Consider the following 18709-nt stretch of genomic DNA (forward strand, 5'->3'; position numbering starts at 1 on the left):
CATTGACGGGCCAGTCTATTGACCGCGCCGTCGTGACCTCGGCAGCGACAACGGGGCGATGACCTCGTAGAGCTCCATCCGGATCCAGCGCTGGCCCGTTTCCCGGAACTCGGCCCTCGTGGCGAAGCGGTAGAGGAAGCTGCGCGCCCGCACCCAGCGCGGCCGGTCGCCGTCGAACGGGTCCTGGCGCAACAAGCGCAAGGTGGGCGGATCGGCGTCGAGCAGCTTGCCCAAGAACGCGTAGAACCATTCTTCGTGCACGGTGCGCAAGGGCAGGAACCACATCAGCCAGTCGAGGCGCAGGTGGTATGGCGCCCATTGCCGGGGCAACCGGCGGACATCGCCGGGCTTGCCCTTGAAGCCGTATTCGCGCCAATCGGCCTCGTCGACGGGAACCTCGGACTGGGTGCCTTCCACCACGATTTCCACCCGGTGCCGCGTCACCGTGCCGAACGCCCCGTAAGTGTTGACCAGTTGCCATCGGTTGAAGCTGGCGTTCATGAGCTGCCCCCGCGAGAGCAGGTTGCGGATGGGCCAATAGCTGAGAACCAGAAGGAGCACCGTCACCGCGAGTACGACGGCGAGCCACCACACCGGGGTCTGCGGAACCGCCGCTGCCGGGTTCCGCCGCTGCGGGATGAAAGGCAGCACAGCGTGGGCGACCGGGTCGCTCACCGCAGCAAAGGCAAGCACGATCGCGGACCAATTGAGCCACGCGAAATTTCCGCTCCCCACCAGCCAAAGCTGCGTGAAGACGACAATTCCGGCAGCAATGGTGGCCAGCGGCTGCGGCGCGAACAGGAAGAACGGCACCACCAGCTGGGCGAAGTGGTTGCCGAGCACTTCCATGCGGTGCATCGCTTTGGGCAGGAGATGCGCCTGGCGGCTCAACGGCCCCGGCATGGGCTGCGTCTCGTGGTGGTAGTACAGGGCGGTTAAATCACGCCACTCGCTTCCGCCATGGATCTTGATCATGCCCGCGCCGAATTCCAGCCTGAACAGCAGCCACACGAGCAGGACGAGGATGGTCCTGGGCGGGGGAGTCTGATCCGAACCGAGGAAGCCGACGGTGAAGCCCATTTCCAGCAGCAGCATCTCCCAGCCGAAGCCGTAGAAGGTCTGGCCTACGTTGACGATCGACATGTAGAGCAACCACAAAACCAGGAACGCCGCCAAGGGAAGCCACGGCGGGCCCAGCTGCGGCAGCCCGCCCACGAGAACCAATGAAACGGCAAGCCCGGCGGCGCATACGGCACGGAGCAAAGTGTCCGAATACTTCCAGCGGAAGAGGCTGGGCCTGCGCAAGATCCTGTGGCCGTCCACGTACCGCGGGACAGGCAGGAGCCCGCGTTCGCCAAGGAGCGCGGGAAACTGGTTGAGGCTGGACAGGAACGCGATGAAATAGAGCGTGGCCGTGCCACGCTGGAGCACCTGCCGGGCGAATTCATAGTCCGGCGCCTCGAACCACGAGACCCAGTCCACAAACCAACGCTACGCCTGGGGTGCGGGATACTTAAGCAATGCAGCCGCGCAAGATCATCCTCCTCGGGTCCACTGGTTCCATCGGCACTCAAGCGATTGACGTCGTCGACTCCGCCCCCCATCTCTTCGAGGTCGTGGCGCTGAGCGCGGGTGGCGGGAACCTGGAACTCATCGCGCAGCAGGCAGTCCACACCAAGGCACAGGCAGTCGGCATCGCCCATGGCGATCCACGCGAACTCCAGAGACTCATAGGCGCTGCCGCCTCCGCCGCCGGACTCCGGAACTACGATCCGGCAATCATCACGGGGCCGGATGCATCCACCAAAATTGCCGCGATCGAAGCGGACGTCGTGCTCAACGGCATCACGGGGTCCATCGGGCTGGCGCCTACGCTGGCAGCCCTCAAGTCCGGCGCCATCCTGGCTTTGGCGAACAAGGAATCCCTGATCGTGGGCGGTGCCCTGGTGAAGGCCGCTGCCGCCGTTGACCAAATCGTGCCCGTGGATTCCGAGCACTCGGCCATTGCCCAATGCCTCCGCGCGGGAACCGACAAAGAGGTTGAGAAACTCATCCTGACGGCTTCCGGCGGACCTTTCCGGGGCCGCAGCCGGGAGCAACTCCGTGACGTCACCCCGGCCGAGGCCCTTGCCCACCCCACGTGGGACATGGGCCTCATGGTCACCACCAACTCAGCCAGCCTCGTCAACAAAGGCCTGGAGGTCATCGAAGCGCACCTGCTGTTCGACGTCCCCCTGGACAGGATCGACGTCGTGGTGCACCCGCAATCCGTGGTGCACTCCATGGTGGAGTTCGTGGACGGCTCCATCATTGCCCAGGCCTCTCCGCCGGACATGCGGCTCCCCATTGCCCTCGGCCTCGGGTGGCCGGACCGCGTGCCCGGCGCCGCCAAGGCCTGCGACTGGACCCAGGCGACCAGTTGGACGTTTGAGCCCCTTGATTCGGTAGCCTTCCCGGCCGTGCAGCTGGCCAAGGGCGCCGCGAAGCAGGGGAGCACCTTTCCCGCCGTCTTCAACGCGGCCAACGAGGAAGCGGTAGAAGCATTCCATGCCGGCAGGATCCGCTTCACTGACATCGTGGACACGGTGGAGTCCGTCCTCAGCGAACATTCAGGATCCTTGGAGCTGACGGTGGACTCGGTGTTGGATGCTGAGAGGTGGGCACGCACGCGCACCCACGATCGTTTAGCCAACAGCACCCTCTAGGAAGCAGTACTTAAGGCATGAATCCCGTCATTCTGTTCATTCTCGGAGTCGTCTTCGTCGCGATCGGCGTGGCCGTCTCCATTGCGCTGCACGAGGTGGGGCACTTGCTTCCCGCCAAGCTGTTCAAAGTGCGCGTCACGAAATACATGATCGGATTCGGTCCTACCCTTTGGTCCACGCGGAAAGGCGAGACCGAATACGGCGTCAAGGCGATCCCGCTGGGCGGCTACGTCGCCATGATCGGCATGTACCCGCCCAACAAGGAAGATGGCAGCGTCAGGCCCTCCAGCACCGGCATGTTCCAGACCCTTGCCACCGAAGCCCGGTCCGCGGCACACGAGGAAGTAGGCCCAGGCGACGAGAACAGGGTCTTCTACAGGCTGCCGGTCTGGAAAAAAGTCATCATCATGCTGGGTGGCCCGGCCATGAACCTGCTCATCGGCCTGGTGCTGACAGCGGTGCTGCTCATGGGCTTCGGAGTGTCCATGGCCACCACCACCATTGCCGAGGTGTCCAAGTGCCAAGTCAAGGCCGGCGAAACCGTCGATCCAAACTCGCCGAACTGTCAACTCACCCCGGCCGCAGTGGCCAAGCTCCAGCCCAACGATGTTGTCACCAGCTTTGACGGCAAGCCTGTGACGAGCTGGGCCGAAATGAGCGGCTGGATCCGGGCGTCCGCCGGCAAGGCCGTCCAAATCACCGTGGACCGTGGCGGCAAGAGCGTCACGACGCAAGTAACACCGGTTCTGTCCGCACGCCCCGTCATCGGCGACAACGGCCAGCAGGCCAAGGGCGCGGACGGCAAGCCGTTGTACGAGGAAGTCGGGTTCCTCGGCATCGGTGCGCAGACCGCCATGGTGCCCCAACCGGCGTCGACCGTTCTTCCGATGGCCGGCGAGAACATCAAGCAGATCGCCGGAGTCATCCTCAACCTGCCCGCCAGGGTGGTCGGCGTGGCGCAAGCGGCGTTCGGCTCCGAGCCGCGCGATCCCAACGGCCCCATCAGCGTGGTGGGCGTCGGCCGGGTGGCCGGTGAAGTGGCTGCCATGGATCAGGTTCCGCTGCAATCGCGCGTCGGTGCCCTTGTGGGACTCCTTGCCGGACTGAATTTCGCCCTGGCCGTCTTCAACCTGGTTCCGCTCCTGCCGCTCGACGGCGGACACGTGGCGGGTGCGCTCTACGAGGGTGCCCGGCGTCGAATTGCCAAGCTGTTCGGCAAACCGGATCCGGGGGCTTTCGACATCGCCAAGCTCCTGCCGCTCACCTATGTCGTGGCGAGCGTCCTCATGGCCATGAGCGCGCTGCTGATCTACGCGGACATCGTCAAGCCCGTCAACCTCTTCGGCTGATGCTGTCCGACTCAGCAGATGCCGGACGCTGCCGTGGACTCCCCGGATTTGGCTTGGGGGATAGGCTATCCATATGACTGTTTTCGCTGTTGAGTACGTGTACGACGCCGAGTCCGCCGAGGTGCGCGATGCGAACCGCCCTGCCCACCGTGCCTGGCTCGCTAGCCTCGCCGAGCAGGGAACCCTGCTGGCGAGCGGCCCTTACACCGACGGCGCGGGTGCACTGCTCCTGCTCGAGGCCGCCGACGAGGCCGAGCTGAACGCCACGCTGAAGGAGGATCCGTTCGCCGCCGTCCGAGGGATCGCAGGCATCCGGACATCGGAGTGGAACCCCATTATCGGAATGCTCTCCGCCCACGCTTCCTAGCAGCATGACCGGCCGGAGTCCGGACTTCGGCCCTACGATCCACCCATTTCAACCCAAGGAGTCCACGTGACCTCGGTCAGCCTGGGAATGCCGTCAGCCCCACCCCCCGTTCTCGCGCCCCGCCGCAAGACCCGCCAGATCAAGGTGGGTTCGGTCGGCGTCGGCTCCGATTCACCCATCAGCGTGCAATCGATGACCACCACGCCCACCACGGACATCAACGCCACCCTGCAGCAGATCGCGGAGCTGACCGCGTCAGGCTGCGACATCGTGCGTGTCGCTTGCCCCTCTGCGGACGACGCCGAGGCGCTGCCGATCATCGCCCGCAAGTCCCAGATTCCCGTGATCGCGGACATCCACTTCCAGCCCAAGTACGTCTTCGCCGCGATCGAAGCCGGTTGCGCCGCAGTCCGCGTCAATCCGGGCAACATCCGCAAGTTCGATGACCAGGTGAAGGAAATCGCGGCGGCAGCACGCGATCACGGTACGTCCATCAGGATCGGCGTCAACGCCGGATCCCTGGAGCCCGGCATCCTGAAGAAGTACGGCAAGGCCACCCCGGAGGCCCTCGTCGAGTCCGCTGTGTGGGAAGCTTCGTTGTTCGAGGAACACGGCTTCCACGATTTCAAGATCTCCGTCAAGCACAACGACCCCGTCATCATGGTGGCGGCCTACGAGATGCTTGCCGAAAAGGGCGACTGGCCCCTGCACCTTGGCGTGACCGAGGCCGGACCCGCCTTCCAGGGCACCATCAAGTCCGCCACGGCCTTCGGAGCGCTGCTGTCCCGGGGTATCGGCGACACCATCCGCGTCTCCCTCTCCGCGCCGCCTGTCGAAGAAATCAAGGTCGGCAACCAGATCCTGCAGTCCCTCAACCTGCGCCCCCGCAAGCTCGAAATCGTCTCTTGCCCTTCATGCGGACGCGCCCAGGTGGACGTCTACACGCTGGCCGAGCAGGTCACAGCCGGGCTTGAAGGAATGGAGATTCCGTTGCGAGTCGCCGTCATGGGTTGCGTGGTGAACGGCCCGGGTGAGGCCCGGGAAGCCGATCTCGGTGTAGCCTCCGGAAACGGCAAGGGCCAGATCTTCGTGAAGGGCGAAGTCATTAAGACTGTCCCCGAGAGCCAGATTGTTGAGACACTGATCGAAGAAGCCATGCGTATCGCTGAAGAGATGGGGGAGGCCGATGGCGAAGATGCTGTCAAGGGTAGCCCCGTGGTTACCGTCTCGTAGTAAAGACGGCACCGGACAGGACGATTTCACCGTCCGGGTGCTCGGCGCTGCCGACACCCGGGCACTTCGCGTGCTCGCGATGGAAGACCCGGTAGCGAACGTTTTCATTCTGGCGCACCTTGATTCAACGGGGAGCGCCGCCCCAACGTCCGGGGGCGCGAGCGTCTTTGGAGTGTTCGACGGCGACGCCCTGGTGGGTGCCTGCTGGGCCGGGGCCAATCTGGTTCCGGTGCAGCTGGACCCGGAACTGGCTTCCCGCGTTGCGGCGGTTGCACACCGGGCCGGCCGTCGCTATGCCTCGATTTTCGGGCCCGCGGAGACCGTGCTGGCGCTCCATTCCCGCTTGGAGCAGCTGGGGCATTTCGCCCACGAGGTACGTGCCGAGCAGCCGCTTTTGGCGATATCTGGACCACCCGCCGTCGAAGCCAATCCTCAGCTCGGCTTCGGGAACATCGCGGACTTCGACCGGATCCTGCCCGCCTGCGCAGCCATGTTCGAAGAGGAAGTGGGGTATTCGCCCTTTCTCGGGAGCGAGGACTTCTACAGCCGCAGGGTGGCCGGACTGATCCGGCAAGGCCATTCCTTGGTACACATCGACGCCGGCGGGACCGTGAAGTTCAAAGCCGAACTCGGGGCCGTCACGGCGCAGGCCACCCAGGTGCAGGGCGTATGGATGAACCCTGAATTCCGCGGCAAAGGACTCAGCGCGGGGTACATGGCGGGAGTGGTTGTCCTCGCCCAGCAGTTCGCGCCGATTACGAGCCTCTACGTCAACGAATACAACACCCGGGCACGCGCCACGTACGAGCGGGTCGGTTTCAAACGCCTCGGAACGTTCGCCACGGTTCTGTACTGACCAGCCCCGTCCTGACCAGCCCAACTATCCCCACCGCCACCCTCGCCTCGCAAGTCCCCACCGGCTCCCAGCCTTCGCAAGCTCAGGCAGGGGCCCTCGCCGGTGGGGCCCCTCGGCCAGGGAACCCTGGCGGCGTGGGCCCCCGCAGTTGTTGTCGTTTTGAGGGCTCATAACGACAACAACTGCTAGTCAGTTGGGAGGGGTGAGTTCGCCGGTGAGGTAGTGCTGGACGTTCGGGGCCACGAGCCGGACCACTTCGTCCTGGGAGGCGGAAGCCAGGGGTTCGAGCCGGACGACGTAGCGCATCAGCATGAGTCCCACCACCTGCGTGGCGACAAGGTTTCCGCGCATTTTCGCCTCATCGGGGGAGCCGGGAATTCCCGCTGTAATCCTGGAGAGGATGGTCCGGGCCACCATCTCCCGCAGCAAGGCCGTCTTGGCCTTGGAGCCGATCGTCCCCCTGACGAACGCGACAAGCCCGTGTTGCGCCGGGCTTTCCCACAACCGCAACACGGAGCGGACGAGCGCTTCCGCGCGTTGCGCCGGATCCAACGACTCGACGCCGGCAAGGACCTCGTCGGGATCAGCCGGGAGCTCGATGCTCTGGGCGAAGAGTTCGTCCTTGCCCTTGAAGAAATGGTGGACCATGGCCGGGTCCACTTCGGCTTCGCGGGCAACTTGCCGAAGGCTCGTCCCGTCGAAACCGTGCTCGGCGAAGAGCCGGCGCGCTGTGGCCAGGATCAGTTCGCGGGAATCGCTCCCGCCGCTCCGGCGTCCCCGCCGCACGGGAGGCGAGGCGCCGCTCATGAGGTCCGCCGTCGGAGGGTGAAGGAGGCCAGGGCCAAAACTCCCACCACGATCGCCGCCATGATTCCGGCATCCTGCCACATGGCCTGGGTCGCCTCGGTGTTGTCGGCGATCTGCTGGAGCGCATCGACCGAAAACGTCAGCGGCAGCACGTTGGAGATGCTCTCCAGGAGACTGTTCATGTGGTCCCGGGCCACGAAGAGTCCGCACAACAGGATCTGCGGTATCACCACTACCGGCATGAACTGCACCGCCTGGAATTCGGTCCGTGCAAAGGCTGAGCACAAGAGGCCAAGCGCGACACCGAGCACTGCGTTGATGACGGCGATCATCACGACGTAACCAGGACCGCCCTTGATATCCAGGTTGAAGATCCAGTAGGCTACGGCCGTGGCGACAAGCGATTGCAAAGCGGCCATGATGGAGAACGCCAACGCATAGCCGAACAGGAGATCGGCTTTGTGGATGGGCGTCGTCAGGAGCCGTTCCAACGTCCCCGAAGTCCTTTCGCGCAACATCGTGATCGACGTGACAAGGAACATCACCACAAACGGGAAGATGGCCAGCATCATGAGTCCCACACGGTCAAAGGTCCGCGGGAATCCGGGAGGCAGGGTTTCGTTCTCGAAGAGATAGTAGACGCCCGTGAGCAGGAGCGCGGGAACCACCATGATGAGCGCGACGCTGCGGTGGTCGTGCCGCAGTTGCTCCAAAACCCGCCTGGTGGTGGCAAACATCATCCGTGGATTCATGACGCCACCTGGCTTTCATTGGTACTCCGGTGCTTCGAAGTGGCAGTCGTTTCCTGGATGAAGTGCAGGAAGGCCTGTTCCAGGTCGTTGCTGTGGCCACGCTCGCTGAGTCCCGCCGGACTGAGCTGCGCCAGCAGCAAGCCGTCGCGGAGCAGGAGCAGGGAGGAACAGTGTGAGGCCTCTTCCATGACATGGCTGGACACCAGCAGGGTGGTGCCCGCTTCGGCCAAGGCGGCGAACCGTTCCCACAGCTCGGCACGCAGTACGGGATCCAGGCCAACCGTCGGTTCGTCGAGGACCAGCAGCTCCGGATGCGAGACGAGCGCGCAGGCCAGCGAGACCCGGCTGAATTCACCACCGGAAAGGTCTGCCGTCTTCCGCCGTGCCAGTGATTCGAGCCCGACGGCGGCAATCGCCTCAGCGGTGTCCGCCGCCGTGACGCCGTGCATGGCGCCGAAATACCTGACGTTCGCTTCGACGCTGAGATCCGTATAGACGCTCGGTGCCTGGGTGACGTATCCGACGTCGTGCCGCAACGACGGTGCACCGGCCGGACGGCCCAATACTTCCACGCTGCCGGCTGTGAGTCGCTGGACCCCTACGATGCAGCGCATTAGGGTTGTCTTGCCGCTCCCGGAAGGTCCGAGCAGGCCCGTGATGCGCCCGGGCTCGATGGCGAAGTCCAAGCCGCGCAGGATCTTCTTGTGGCCGCGCGTGACATGCAGGCCCTCCGCCTTGACCGCCGGAGGCGCAGGGGACATGCCTGGTGCGGGACTTCCCGCTGGGCTGTGGGACATCGCGGCCTCCGATTTATTCATCAAGTGATGAATAAAAGGTAAATCCCATACACAGGCGCGTCAACTGTGGGCCTCGAGGACGGATCTGCAACGCGGGGTCACTTACGGCCCATGTCGGACCTCCGGATGGGCGCTAAGTGACCCCGCGTTGTTCGTTGCCAGGGCCAGGACCTACAAATATTGATTAGTCCAAGCCCTTGAATAAAGTGTCCACCATCACATAAATTCAGAACCAGCCGTGTCGCTGGGGCTCGGACGGACCGGCCGCTGAGCCACGCCATGGCAGGATGACCAGCCGACCAGCGGCCAGGGGCTTCCTCGCACCATGGCGTGGCTCATCTGCGTTTGGCAGGATTAGGCAATCGGGATGGCCGGGGCCACGCTCACGAAGGTGCCGGGCGAGGGGCCCGGCTGTAAGCCGGTAGATTGGTACACAGTAGTTTTTGCCAGCTCTTGCCATAGAAACGGATTCTGACCCGTGGTCCTTCGCCTCTCCCAGCTGTTCCTGCGCACCCTGCGTGAAGATCCCGTCGACGCCGAAGTCGCCAGCCACAAACTCCTGGTCCGTGCGGGCTACATCCGCCGTGCCGCACCGGGCATCTACACGTGGCTGCCTTTGGGATTGAGTGTCCTGCGCAAGGTCGAGCAGATCATCCGCGAGGAAATGGCCGCCATCGGCGCCCAGGAAGTCCATTTCCCGGCACTGCTGCCCCGGGAACCCTACGAGGCCACCAACCGCTGGACCGAGTACGGCGAAGGGCTGTTCCGCCTCCAGGACCGCAAGGGTGCCGATTACCTTCTCGCCCCTACGCACGAGGAAATGTTCACCCTCCTGGTCAAGGACCTGTACTCCTCGTACAAGGACCTGCCGCTGAGCCTCTACCAGATCCAGAACAAGTACCGCGACGAAGCCCGCCCCCGGGCAGGCCTCCTCCGCGGCCGCGAATTCATCATGAAGGACTCCTATTCCTTCGACGTCGACGACGCCGGCTTGGACGCGAGCTACGCGGCCCACCGCGCCGCGTACCTGAAAATCTTCGAGCGCCTCGGCCTTGAGGTCATCCCCGTCGCAGCCACGGCAGGCGCCATGGGAGGATCCAAGAGCGAGGAATTCCTGCACCCCACCGAGATCGGCGAGGACACCTTCGTGCGCTCGGCAGGCGGCTATGCGGCCAACGTCGAAGCCGTGACCACCGTGGTCCCGGCCGAAATCGACTTCAGCAACGCGCCTCCCGCGCGCGTCCTGGACACCCCGGACACGCCCACGATCGAAACCCTCGTGGCCGCGGCCAACCAGCTCGCTCCCCGCAGCGATTCCGACGGCGGCGCCTGGACTGGCGCCGACACCCTCAAGAACGTAGTCCTCGCCGTGACGCTGCCCACCGGCGAGCGCCAGATCGTGGTCATTGGCGTTCCCGGTGACCGCGCCGTGGACCTCAAGCGCGTCGAGGCCAACATCGGTTCATTCCTGCCCATTGCCGGCGAGATCGGCTTGGAAGCGGCCAACGAGGAAGACCTCAAGAAGATCCCGCAACTCGTCAAGGGCTACATCGGCCCCGGACTGGACCTCGCCGAAGCCGTGCTCGGCCTTGAAGGCACGTCCAAGTTGCTCTTCCTTGTTGACCCCCGGGTTGTCTCCGGCACCAGCTGGGTCACCGGAGCGAACGAAGACGGCAAGCACGTGTTCGGCCTCGTAGCCGGGCGCGACTTCGCCTGGGACGGCGTCATTGAATGCACCGAGGTCCGGGCGGGAGACGAGGCCCCGGATGGCTCCGGTCCCTTGGAAACTGCGCGCGGCATCGAAATGGGCCACATCTTCCAACTCGGCCGCAAGTATGCCGAGGCCCTCGACTTGAAGGTCCTTGACCAGAACGGCAAGCAGGTTGTGGTCACCATGGGCTCCTACGGTGTCGGCGTGACCCGTGCCGTGGCCGCCCTCGCCGAGGCCAACAACGACGACCGTGGTCTGGTCTGGCCGCGCTCCGTGGCCCCCGCGGACGTCCACGTGGTCGCCGTCGGACGCGGCGAGGAAATTTTCGCGGCGGCCGAGAAGCTCTCCGCCGAACTCGAGGCTGCCGGCCTCGACGTGATCTACGACGACCGCCCCAAGGTTTCCCCGGGCGTGAAGTTCGGCGACGCCGAGCTCGTGGGCGTCCCCACGATCGTGGCAGTCGGCCGTGGCTTGGTAGACGGTGTCGTGGAGATCAAGGACCGCCGCACCGGCGAGGCAGAAAACGTGGCAGTCGAGAAGGCTGCCGATTACGTGGTCAACGCCGTACGCCAGAAGTGATCTCCGGCTTCGAGTCGGTCCAGCTCACCACGCTCATCATGATCGTGGTGGCTGGATTCGCGGCCGGCTGGATAGATGCCGTCGTGGGCGGCGGGGGACTGATCCAGCTCCCTGCCTTGCTCCTGGTTCCGGGGATCACCCCCGTCCAGGCATTGGCCACCAACAAAATGGGCTCCATCTTCGGGACGACGACCAGTGCCGTCACCTATTACCGCCGGGTGGGCCCTGACCTCAAGACGGCCATACCCATGGCGGTCATTGCCCTCGCGGGAAGTTTCGGCGGAGCAGTCCTGGCCGCCAACCTTCCCGCGAGCGTCTTCAAACCCATCATCGTGGTGGCGCTCATCGCCGTCGCGCTCTTCACCGCGTTGCGGCCCAATGCAGGCGAGTTGACCGCCCTGCGACACGACGGCCACCGGCACTACGTCGTGGCCTGCGCCATCGGTGGCGTGATCGGGTTCTACGACGGCCTGATAGGTCCAGGAACAGGCTCGTTCCTGGTGATAGCCCTTGTCTCCGCCATGGGCTATGCCTTCCTTGAGGCCAGCGCCAAGGCGAAGATCGTCAACATGGCCACGAACGCCGGTGCCCTGTTGTTCTTCCTGCCGCACGGATCATTGCTGTGGGGCGTCGGCGCCGTGCTGGGCCTGTCCAACATGGCCGGTGGCTACCTGGGCGCGCGGACCGCCGTGAAACAAGGCAGCGGCTTTGTCCGGATTGTGTTCCTGATCGTGGTCGGCGCGTTGATCATCAAACTCGGCGTGGACGTCTGGAACGACTACTTCGCCAAGTAGCGTTTCGAAAGTCGCCGGCGATGGCCGCAGGGAAGCCCCGGGCGTAGCATGCACTCATGTGGGTCGATTCCGGCGACTATGAGCAGGCACTCGAACGTGCATGGGAGCATACCCGGGAGTGGTTGAGGGCCTTGCCCGGGCGGCCGGTACGGCCAAGCACCACGGCTGACGACATCACGACAGTCTTCGGCGGACCCTTGCCGGCCAGTGGACTGGACCCGGCCGCGGTCATTGATCTCCTCGCCGAACACGCCGAACCCGGGCTCATGGCCATGCAATCGGGGCGCTTCTTCGGTTGGGTCATCGGCGGTACGGTGCCGGCAGGCATGGCCGCGGACTGGATGGTGTCCGCATGGGACCAGAACTCCGGCCTGCGTTTCGCCACCCCCGCCACAGCCGGGATCGAGGAAGCGGCCGGGCGATGGCTCCTTGAGCTGCTCGGCCTACCTGTTGGCTCCGACGTCGGATTCGCGACGGGCGCCAGCATGGCCAACTTCACGGCCCTCGCGGCGGCCCGGTGGCGCCAGTTCGCCGCCGTCGGCTGGGATGTCAACGCCGGGGGACTCCACGGCGCGCCGAAACTGCGTGTCCTCGTCGGCGCCGAGCGGCACGAGAGCCTGGACATGGCCCTGCGTTTCCTGGGGTTCGGGGCACCCGAAGTTGTTGCGGCGGACGAACAAGGAAGGATTGACCCCGCCGCGCTCCGGGCCGCCTTGGAAGCCGGTTCCGGTCCGGCGATCGTGTGTCTCCAGGCCGGGAACCTGCATTCCGGAGCATTCGATCCATTCCCCGAGGCGATTTCCGCTGCCAAGGACTACGGCGCGTGGGTCCACGTCGACGGGGCTTTCGGCCTGTGGGCAGCTGCTGTGCCGGGACTGCGGCATCTGGTCGAGGGCGTCGGGTTGGCCGATTCGTGGGGAACCGATGCCCACAAGACCCTCAACGTGCCTTACGACGCCGGAATCGTGGTGGTACGTGACGTTGCCGCCCTGCGATCCGCCATCGGCATGCACGCCGAATACCTGATGCAGGACGACCACGGCCCCGGCGATCCCATGGAGAAAGTGCCCGAGTTGTCGCGCCGTGCCAGGGGAGTGCCGGTATGGGCGGCCTTGCGTTCCTTGGGTGGTGACGGCGTGCGGGAGCTTGTCGCTGGACGTGCGGAGTGTGCCGCGGAACTGGCCAGGCGGCTTGCCGAAGTGCCCGGCGTCGAGGTCCTCAACGATGTGGTGTTCACGCAGTTGTCCCTGGCCTTCGGTTCCGACGAGAGGACACGCGCAGTGACGGACTACGTCATGGCCGACGGCAGGGTCTGGATGTCCGGTTCGCGCTGGCTGGGCAGGGATATCCTGCGTGTTTCGGTGACCAACTGGTCAACGGATTCGGCAGATCTGGATATCGCGGTGCAGGCTATCAAGGATGCGCTGGAGGCCACCGCTTGAGCGCTGTGTCCGGGCGCAGGGCCTCTGGACGTCAGGGCGTCCGGACCACTGAAGCTAATTCGAGGCGGCCAGTCCCGGTTCGGGTAGGTCGTGCGCGGCGGGCAACCCGTCCAGGGGCCGGCCTGCGAGGGTGCTGGCCACCCACAAGGAACGCGCCAGATCGCCTTCGTGCAGCGGTTTTCCGGCATACCAGAGGGCGTTTTCAACCTCGCGGACCAGGCTCCATTCCCGCGCTGCTTCACTGTCCAGTCCAGCCGCGCTGCTGAAATCAGCGCAGCGCTCCAGGAGTGCAAGTTCGGGAGCCGTGGTGGAGAGATCGCGGATACGGTTCCACAAGATCGGGGCGACCGCGAATTCTGCCTCCCCGATCTTCGGTTGCGGGTCGATCGCCACGTAAGCGCGCTTTCCGGTGGATCCGGCCCCATTCGGGGCGCCATTCGGGGTGCCATTGAGATGCGGGAGGATGTTCATGAAATGCAGGTCGCAATGCACCAAGACGTCCCTGCCCGACCGGCGTCCGACAGCGCCCCTCGTCTGGCACACCTCCAAAGCGGCTTCGAGGAGCCAACGGGGGAAGGGTTGGCCAAGGTGCTCCCAGTCCGCCGGCAGCTCATCGCTCCAGCGCTCGGCACGTGCCGCTATGTGCTCAAACTCTTTCCATTCGGGCCGTTCGTCCGGTTCGATGCTGAGTTCCTTCACGAGCGATCCCCAGACGTCGCGGGCTTCGTCCATCGGGGCGTCCTGCAGGCAGTTGACCGCGTCGAGCCGCTCCAGGAGCATCGCGCAGGAGGCGGTATCGGCGTCGAGCAGTCTGACGGCCCCGGCGCCGTCCCACAGGGCCAGCGCATGCCGTTCAACGAGGGCCTCCTCGTGCGGGAACGCTATCTTGAGTACCGAACGGGTGCCGTTATAGAGGACCGGAATGACGATGCCGCCGTGGCCGTTCCATGGTTCCACGCCGGGTTCCAGGTCAACGGACAGTTGCCAGCGTTCCAAGCTGGCATTGATCAGTCCGGGCAGCCCTGAGAGCCACGCCCGCCCTTCCGCTGTGCGGGAGTAGCGTGCCTGGAGGTCGCCAGGGATCGAAACGAAGGTAGTCATCACTGTCAGCCTACCCAAGCCGGTCCGGGAGTGGTTCAGACCACTCCGGAGGAGCCCAGGAGGCTTCCGATGAAGAACGTCGCGGCAAGCGCAAGGGCTCCGCCGATGACGACGCGCACGGCGGCGCGGGTCTTCGAGCTACCGCCTATCCACGCGCCAACGGCTCCGGTGATGGCCAGCGCGAGCAACACGGAAATGAAGGTCAGCGGTACACGCAGCCCCGGGGGCGGGAGCAGAATCGCGAGCATGGGCAGCACCGCGCCGAGGGTGAAGGCGATGGCGGATGCGAACGCCGCATGCCACGGGCTGACGATGTCGTCCTCGTCGATGTTCAATTCGGCGGAAAGGTGGGCGGCCAAGGCGTCGTGCTCCGTTAATTCCACGGCCACTTTCCGCGCGGTTTCAGGTCGCAGGCCCTTGGCCTCGTAGATCGCAGTCAGTTCAGCCAGCTCTTCTTCGGGTTCCTCGGCGAGCTCCCGGCGCTCCTTCTCGATGAGCGCCTTTTGGCTGTCGCTTTGGCTGCTGACGGATACATACTCGCCGAGTGCCATGGACACAGCGCCACCCACGAGTCCGGCTGCTCCAGCCGTGAGGATGGCGCCGGTGCTCGTGGTGGCGCCGGCGACGCCTACCACGATGGCGGCAACGGAGACGATGCCGTCATTGGCGCCAAGGACTCCGGCCCGAAGCCAGTTGAGCCGGTGGGCGAGGTCGTTGGAGTGTGGTTCGTTCTCATGCAGGGCTGCAGTTTCGATGGAAGCCATGGTACAAGCCAAGCACTCGGGGACTGCAGCCGCCAGCAAAGAAAGGCTTTCCTATGGAGACGGAGTGCCGGACGGTAGCGGCGGCAGCGCGGAGTTGTCGATCGAAAGTCCCGGGAAGGGGCCAACCGGAGCTCCCCAGGCTTGGCTGCGTTTGGCGGCGTCGACAAGACCGTCGATGGCCCATTGGCGCGTCTCACCCTCCGACAATGCCACGAGGTCGGCGTAGGCAGTCAGCGAACTGGACTCCATGCTTCCGAGCGCCAGGCCGGGTTTGGCGGCGAAAGTGGCAGGCAGGCGATAGCCGGCTTCCCGCGCGGGCGTGGCGATGCAATGCAGCCGGCCCTGGGCCTCCGCTCCCCGGAGCAGCTGCTGGTGGCGGGCCAACCAGGTGGCTGCCGTTGCGGACGCCTTCGCGTCCAGCCTGGTCAGGGCCACCTGGTACGCATAGATCGACTCCTGTTCGGAGCTGACGACGGCGGCAAGGGCCGCGGGCAGATCGGCCGTGGTCGGGGCCGTTCCGGGTGTCGGCGCCGTGGTCGCCGTGCCGGGCGAAGCCGGGCAGCTCGGCGGTTGTGTCGGGGCGGTACTCGCCTCGGCTGGGGTTGCCGGTACCGGCAGGCCCCACGTCGCGGCCAGCCGCGATGACTCAAGCAGCTGGGCGGTCCCGACGGCGGCAAGCAGCCGTGCCATGCCGCCGTCGGCGTTAGCCGCGTCCGCCAAGCGACGGGAAGCGCTCGCGGAGAGCGCGGAGACAAAGCCGGCCCGCGTCGGGCGGTCCTGGGCGGCACTGGAGCTGGGAGAAGCCGAGGGAGTGTTCGGCGCCGAAGGGCTGGAAGGTGTCAGCAGCGCCCGCGCCTGGCTTGTCAGCAACGTCACAGTGTCCGTGCTCTCCAGGAGCGATGCGCTGTCCAGGAGCGTCTCGGTCGACGAGAGCGCTTCGGAGCGGGCAGCTTCCGAAAACGGTACCGCCTGCGGCTTTCCGGCGTCCCGCGGGAGAAGCACGGCGCCCACTCCGAGGACGAGGACTGCGAGGAAAGCCAGAAGGAGGCCTTTCATCCAGCGATGGCTCCGTGGTTTCTCAACAGTCTCGTGGTTCACAACAGACTATGGTGTCACGCCCACAGGCCACTTGCCTCCCCGCAGAGGAGCCCCGTGCACCACGCCGCCGCAAATGTCGTTAAGCTAGTAGTCACAACATCATCTATCGGGAGGCGGCTGGCCAGTGAGTCATTCGGAAGCCACGACTTCAACAGACCAGGCTGGAACGGATCCGACGAGGCCAGCACAACACGAGGTCCGGAACCCCGAGGAGAGCAGGCTGAAGGCGCTTCTGGAGCCTGCCGTCCTGGCGAGCCGGCTCTATCTTGAGGATGTTGCCATCCACGTTGCCGGTTCACACCGGGTAGTCCACGTGGTCATCGACCTGCCCCAGGAGGAAACCGGCGGCGTCAGCCTGGACGTCATCGCGGAAATCTCCAGGGCGCTCTCGGACATCCTGGACAACGATCCCCGGACCGACGGCCGCCCTTACGACCTCGAGGTCTCCTCGCCCGGCGTCGGCCGGCCCCTCACGGAGCCCCGCCACTGGCACCGGGCCCGCGGACGCATGGTCAAGGTCAACGTGATCCAGGGAGAGAACCTGACGGGACGTATCCAGTCCGTCGACGACGACGGCGTCACGCTGGTTCCCGAGCAAGAGGTCAAGAAGGGCATGAAGCCCAAGCAGGGCGAACCCGTGAAAATTCCTTTCGACAGGATCCGCCAAGGAAAAGTCGAGATAGAGTTCAGCCACCTCAACGAGGCCGTGCTGGAAGACGAGTACAACGGACCTTCCGAGGAGGCCTAATGGATATTGACATGAGTGCGCTGAGACTCCTGGAGCGTGAGCGTGAAATCCCGCTGGACCTCCTGATTCCCACCATCGAGCAGGCGCTCCTGGTGGCATACCACAAGACGCCGGGCGCTTTCGAAAAGGCCCGTGCCGAGCTGGACCGCAAGAGCGGCCACGTGACCATTTGGGCCACGGAAATCGACGACGACGGCGAAGCCGTCGGCGAGTTCGAGGACACCCCTGCGGGATTCGGCCGCATTGCGGCAAGCACCGCGCGGCAGATCATCCTGCAGCGGCTGCGCGACGTCGAGGACGACAACGTCCTCGGCGAATTCAAGGGCCGTGAAGGCGAACTCGTCGCCGGCCTGATCCAGCAGGGCAACAACCCGCACATGATCCAGGTGAACCTCGGTTCCGTCGAAGCACTGTTGCCGCCGCCCGAGCAGGTGCCGGGTGAGAAGTACACCCACGGCAACCGCCTGCGTGCGTTTGTGGTGGACGTCCACCGCGGCGCCAAGGGACCCTCCATCACGCTGTCGCGTTCACACCCGGGCCTCGTCCGGAAGCTTTTCGAACTGGAGGTCCCGGAGATCGCGGACCGCTCCGTCGAGATCGTGGCACTGGCACGAGAGGCCGGCCACCGGACCAAGATGGCCGTCAAAGCCAACACCCCCGGCATCAACGCCAAGGGTGCTTGCATCGGCGAAATGGGCTCCCGCGTCCGCGCCGTCATGACCGAACTGAACGACGAAAAGATCGACATTGTCGACTTCAGCGACGATCCGGCGACCTTCATCGCCAACTCCCTTTCGCCGTCGCGCGTGAATTCCGTCACTATCACCGACGAGGCCACGCGCTCCGCCCGGGTGGTTGTTCCCGACTATCAGCTGTCCCTCGCCATCGGCAAGGAAGGCCAGAACGCCCGGCTCGCAGCAAAGCTGACCGGCTGGCGGATCGACATCGTCTCCGACGCCGCTCCGGCCAAGGGCAACTAAACACGCCAAACGGTGCCCAGCCCCGGATCCCCGCACCTTGTGGATTCGGTGGCCGGGCCCTCGGGGGCTTAGAATAGATGGAACCGGGCCTATGCCCGGTATCCGTGCGCTTTGGCGTGCTCGCGGCTTGTGGGGGCAACAATCCCAACAAGCCAAGGGCGTGCGCCGAGCAAAGCAGAACCGCAGAAGACAGGTAAAGACACTGAGGCAGGTTGATACACCCAGTGACTGAACTGCCTCACACCAGGCACCAGCCTGTGCGCACCTGCATCGGATGCCGGAAACAAGGCAAGCGGAGCGAGTTGATCCGGCTTGTCGCCGAAGGCGGCGGGTCTCCCGTCGTCCTGGTGGATGAACGACGCCGGATGGCTGGCCGGGGTGCGTGGCTGCATCCCAGCACCACATGCCTGACGCTGGCAAGCAAACGGCGTGCTTTCGCAAGGGCCCTCGCGGGCGCAAGCGAAGTCACCGCCGTGGAAAGCTACCTGGCGGCAGTCATACCCCCTGCGGACACCCCCGTGAAAGCAGGAAAACCGTCCAAACCTGAAAGCGGGTCAGAAAACTGATGGAAACCCGATGAGTTCCCAGCGATGAGTGCGCAACGATGACAACTTTGTTGCGCTCTG

At 65.0% G+C, this 18709-nt stretch carries 18 protein-coding genes; 11 read left to right on the plus strand and 7 right to left on the minus strand.

All coding sequences use genetic code 11. The features are described 5' to 3' along the window. Nucleotides 1–15: 15 nt before the first annotated feature. Complete coding sequence (locus QRN52_RS10515; RefSeq protein ID WP_284752670.1) at nucleotides 16–1482, minus strand: lipase maturation factor family protein; 1467 nt, start codon at nucleotides 1480–1482, stop codon at nucleotides 16–18. 38 nt (nucleotides 1483–1520) lie between these two features. On the opposite strand from QRN52_RS10515, the gene dxr reads away from it, so the two are divergent. From dxr to QRN52_RS10540, 5 genes are all read left to right on the plus strand, one after another. Then, nucleotides 1521–2705, plus strand: coding sequence for a 1-deoxy-D-xylulose-5-phosphate reductoisomerase (gene dxr, locus QRN52_RS10520; RefSeq protein ID WP_284752671.1), 1185 nt, complete (start codon nucleotides 1521–1523; stop codon nucleotides 2703–2705). A 17-nt stretch (nucleotides 2706–2722) separates the two neighbouring features. Continuing rightward, nucleotides 2723–4054: a M50 family metallopeptidase gene (locus tag QRN52_RS10525; protein ID WP_284752672.1), complete on the plus strand. Its 1332-nt coding sequence runs from the start codon at nucleotides 2723–2725 to the stop codon at nucleotides 4052–4054. 73 nt (nucleotides 4055–4127) lie between these two features. After that, a complete protein-coding gene (locus QRN52_RS10530; RefSeq protein ID WP_284752673.1) occupies nucleotides 4128–4421 on the plus strand; it encodes a YciI family protein in 294 nt (97 codons plus the stop codon). Between the two features lie 66 nt (nucleotides 4422–4487). Continuing rightward, entirely contained in the window at nucleotides 4488–5654 is a 1167-nt protein-coding gene (gene ispG, locus QRN52_RS10535; RefSeq protein ID WP_284752674.1) for a flavodoxin-dependent (E)-4-hydroxy-3-methylbut-2-enyl-diphosphate synthase, read from the plus strand. Next, nucleotides 5617–6510 carry a GNAT family N-acetyltransferase gene (locus tag QRN52_RS10540; protein ID WP_284752701.1) on the plus strand — a complete coding sequence of 298 codons (894 nt, stop codon included), beginning with the start codon at nucleotides 5617–5619 and terminating at the stop codon, nucleotides 6508–6510. Before ispG ends, QRN52_RS10540 begins: the two co-directional genes overlap by 38 nt. Nucleotides 6511–6699: 189 nt before the next feature. Here QRN52_RS10540 and QRN52_RS10545 read toward each other — a convergent pair whose 3' ends face one another. The 3 genes from QRN52_RS10545 to QRN52_RS10555 are packed head-to-tail and all read right to left on the minus strand — an operon-like array spanning nucleotide 6700 to nucleotide 8830. After that, nucleotides 6700–7317 carry a TetR/AcrR family transcriptional regulator gene (locus QRN52_RS10545; RefSeq protein ID WP_284752675.1) on the minus strand — a complete coding sequence of 206 codons (618 nt, stop codon included), beginning with the start codon at nucleotides 7315–7317 and terminating at the stop codon, nucleotides 6700–6702. Then, nucleotides 7314–8057, minus strand: coding sequence for an ABC transporter permease (locus QRN52_RS10550; protein ID WP_284752702.1), 744 nt, complete (start codon nucleotides 8055–8057; stop codon nucleotides 7314–7316). The genes QRN52_RS10545 and QRN52_RS10550 overlap by 4 nt, the downstream gene beginning before the upstream one ends. A gap of 8 nt (nucleotides 8058–8065) precedes the next feature. Continuing rightward, nucleotides 8066–8830, minus strand: a complete 765-nt coding sequence (locus QRN52_RS10555) for an ABC transporter ATP-binding protein (RefSeq protein ID WP_284752703.1) — start codon at nucleotides 8828–8830, stop codon at nucleotides 8066–8068. A 514-nt stretch (nucleotides 8831–9344) separates the two neighbouring features. On the opposite strand from QRN52_RS10555, the gene QRN52_RS10560 reads away from it, so the two are divergent. Genes QRN52_RS10560 through QRN52_RS10570 form a run of 3 tightly spaced genes read left to right on the plus strand, consistent with a single transcriptional unit; the run spans nucleotide 9345 to nucleotide 13392 of the window. Further along, on the plus strand, nucleotides 9345–11156 hold the full coding sequence (locus tag QRN52_RS10560; protein WP_284752676.1) for a proline--tRNA ligase: 1812 nt from the start codon (nucleotides 9345–9347) through the stop codon (nucleotides 11154–11156). Beyond that, nucleotides 11153–11950, plus strand: coding sequence for a sulfite exporter TauE/SafE family protein (locus QRN52_RS10565; protein WP_284752677.1), 798 nt, complete (start codon nucleotides 11153–11155; stop codon nucleotides 11948–11950). Before QRN52_RS10560 ends, QRN52_RS10565 begins: the two co-directional genes overlap by 4 nt. A 56-nt stretch (nucleotides 11951–12006) precedes the next feature. After that, complete coding sequence (locus QRN52_RS10570) at nucleotides 12007–13392, plus strand: pyridoxal phosphate-dependent decarboxylase family protein (protein WP_284752678.1); 1386 nt, start codon at nucleotides 12007–12009, stop codon at nucleotides 13390–13392. A gap of 54 nt (nucleotides 13393–13446) precedes the next feature. Here the strand turns inward: QRN52_RS10570 and QRN52_RS10575 are convergent, their stop codons facing one another. The 3 genes from QRN52_RS10575 to QRN52_RS10585 are packed head-to-tail and all read right to left on the minus strand — an operon-like array spanning nucleotide 13447 to nucleotide 16313. After that, entirely contained in the window at nucleotides 13447–14493 is a 1047-nt protein-coding gene (locus QRN52_RS10575; RefSeq protein WP_284752679.1) for an aminoglycoside phosphotransferase family protein, read from the minus strand. Between the two features lie 35 nt (nucleotides 14494–14528). Next, complete coding sequence (locus QRN52_RS10580) at nucleotides 14529–15257, minus strand: VIT1/CCC1 transporter family protein (protein ID WP_284752680.1); 729 nt, start codon at nucleotides 15255–15257, stop codon at nucleotides 14529–14531. Nucleotides 15258–15308: 51 nt separating this feature from the next. Then, entirely contained in the window at nucleotides 15309–16313 is a 1005-nt protein-coding gene (locus tag QRN52_RS10585) for a ferritin-like domain-containing protein (RefSeq protein ID WP_284752681.1), read from the minus strand. 166 nt (nucleotides 16314–16479) lie between these two features. Here QRN52_RS10585 and rimP point away from each other — a divergent pair, with 166 nt between their 5' ends. The 3 genes from rimP to QRN52_RS10600 all read left to right on the plus strand — a co-directional run bounded on the left by rimP (nucleotide 16480) and on the right by QRN52_RS10600 (nucleotide 18649). Beyond that, nucleotides 16480–17103 carry a ribosome maturation factor RimP gene (gene rimP, locus QRN52_RS10590; protein ID WP_284752682.1) on the plus strand — a complete coding sequence of 208 codons (624 nt, stop codon included), beginning with the start codon at nucleotides 16480–16482 and terminating at the stop codon, nucleotides 17101–17103. Continuing rightward, a complete protein-coding gene (gene nusA, locus QRN52_RS10595) occupies nucleotides 17103–18083 on the plus strand; it encodes a transcription termination factor NusA (RefSeq protein ID WP_284752683.1) in 981 nt (326 codons plus the stop codon). Before rimP ends, nusA begins: the two co-directional genes overlap by 1 nt. 224 nt (nucleotides 18084–18307) lie before the next feature. Continuing rightward, nucleotides 18308–18649 (plus strand): YlxR family protein, encoded by a 342-nt coding sequence (locus tag QRN52_RS10600; RefSeq protein ID WP_284752684.1) that lies wholly within the window; start codon nucleotides 18308–18310, stop codon nucleotides 18647–18649. Nucleotides 18650–18709: the final 60 nt, after the last annotated feature.

It is taken from the genome of Arthrobacter sp. efr-133-R2A-120 (genome assembly GCF_030209835.1).
In the GTDB taxonomy this organism is placed as follows: domain Bacteria; phylum Actinomycetota; class Actinomycetes; order Actinomycetales; family Micrococcaceae; genus Arthrobacter.

Excerpts from the sequence above, each read along its gene's own strand:
- QRN52_RS10545 (WP_284752675.1), bottom strand. The coding sequence starts at position 7,317 with ATGAGCGGCGCCTCGCCTCCCGTGCGGCGGGGACGCCGGAGCGGCGGG.
- QRN52_RS10550 (WP_284752702.1), bottom strand. The coding sequence starts at position 8,057 with ATGATGTTTGCCACCACCAGGCGGGTTTTGGAGCAACTGCGGCACGAC.
- QRN52_RS10575 (WP_284752679.1), bottom strand. The coding sequence starts at position 14,493 with ATGACTACCTTCGTTTCGATCCCTGGCGACCTCCAGGCACGCTACTCC.
- QRN52_RS10525 (WP_284752672.1), top strand. The coding sequence starts at position 2,723 with ATGAATCCCGTCATTCTGTTCATTCTCGGAGTCGTCTTCGTCGCGATC.
- nusA (WP_284752683.1), top strand. The coding sequence starts at position 17,103 with ATGGATATTGACATGAGTGCGCTGAGACTCCTGGAGCGTGAGCGTGAA.
- QRN52_RS10530 (WP_284752673.1), top strand. The coding sequence starts at position 4,128 with ATGACTGTTTTCGCTGTTGAGTACGTGTACGACGCCGAGTCCGCCGAG.
- QRN52_RS10585 (WP_284752681.1), bottom strand. The coding sequence starts at position 16,313 with ATGAAAGGCCTCCTTCTGGCTTTCCTCGCAGTCCTCGTCCTCGGAGTG.
- QRN52_RS10540 (WP_284752701.1), top strand. The coding sequence starts at position 5,617 with ATGCTGTCAAGGGTAGCCCCGTGGTTACCGTCTCGTAGTAAAGACGGC.
- QRN52_RS10580 (WP_284752680.1), bottom strand. The coding sequence starts at position 15,257 with ATGGCTTCCATCGAAACTGCAGCCCTGCATGAGAACGAACCACACTCC.
- dxr (WP_284752671.1), top strand. The coding sequence starts at position 1,521 with ATGCAGCCGCGCAAGATCATCCTCCTCGGGTCCACTGGTTCCATCGGC.
- QRN52_RS10555 (WP_284752703.1), bottom strand. The coding sequence starts at position 8,830 with ATGTCCCCTGCGCCTCCGGCGGTCAAGGCGGAGGGCCTGCATGTCACG.
- QRN52_RS10570 (WP_284752678.1), top strand. The coding sequence starts at position 12,007 with ATGTGGGTCGATTCCGGCGACTATGAGCAGGCACTCGAACGTGCATGG.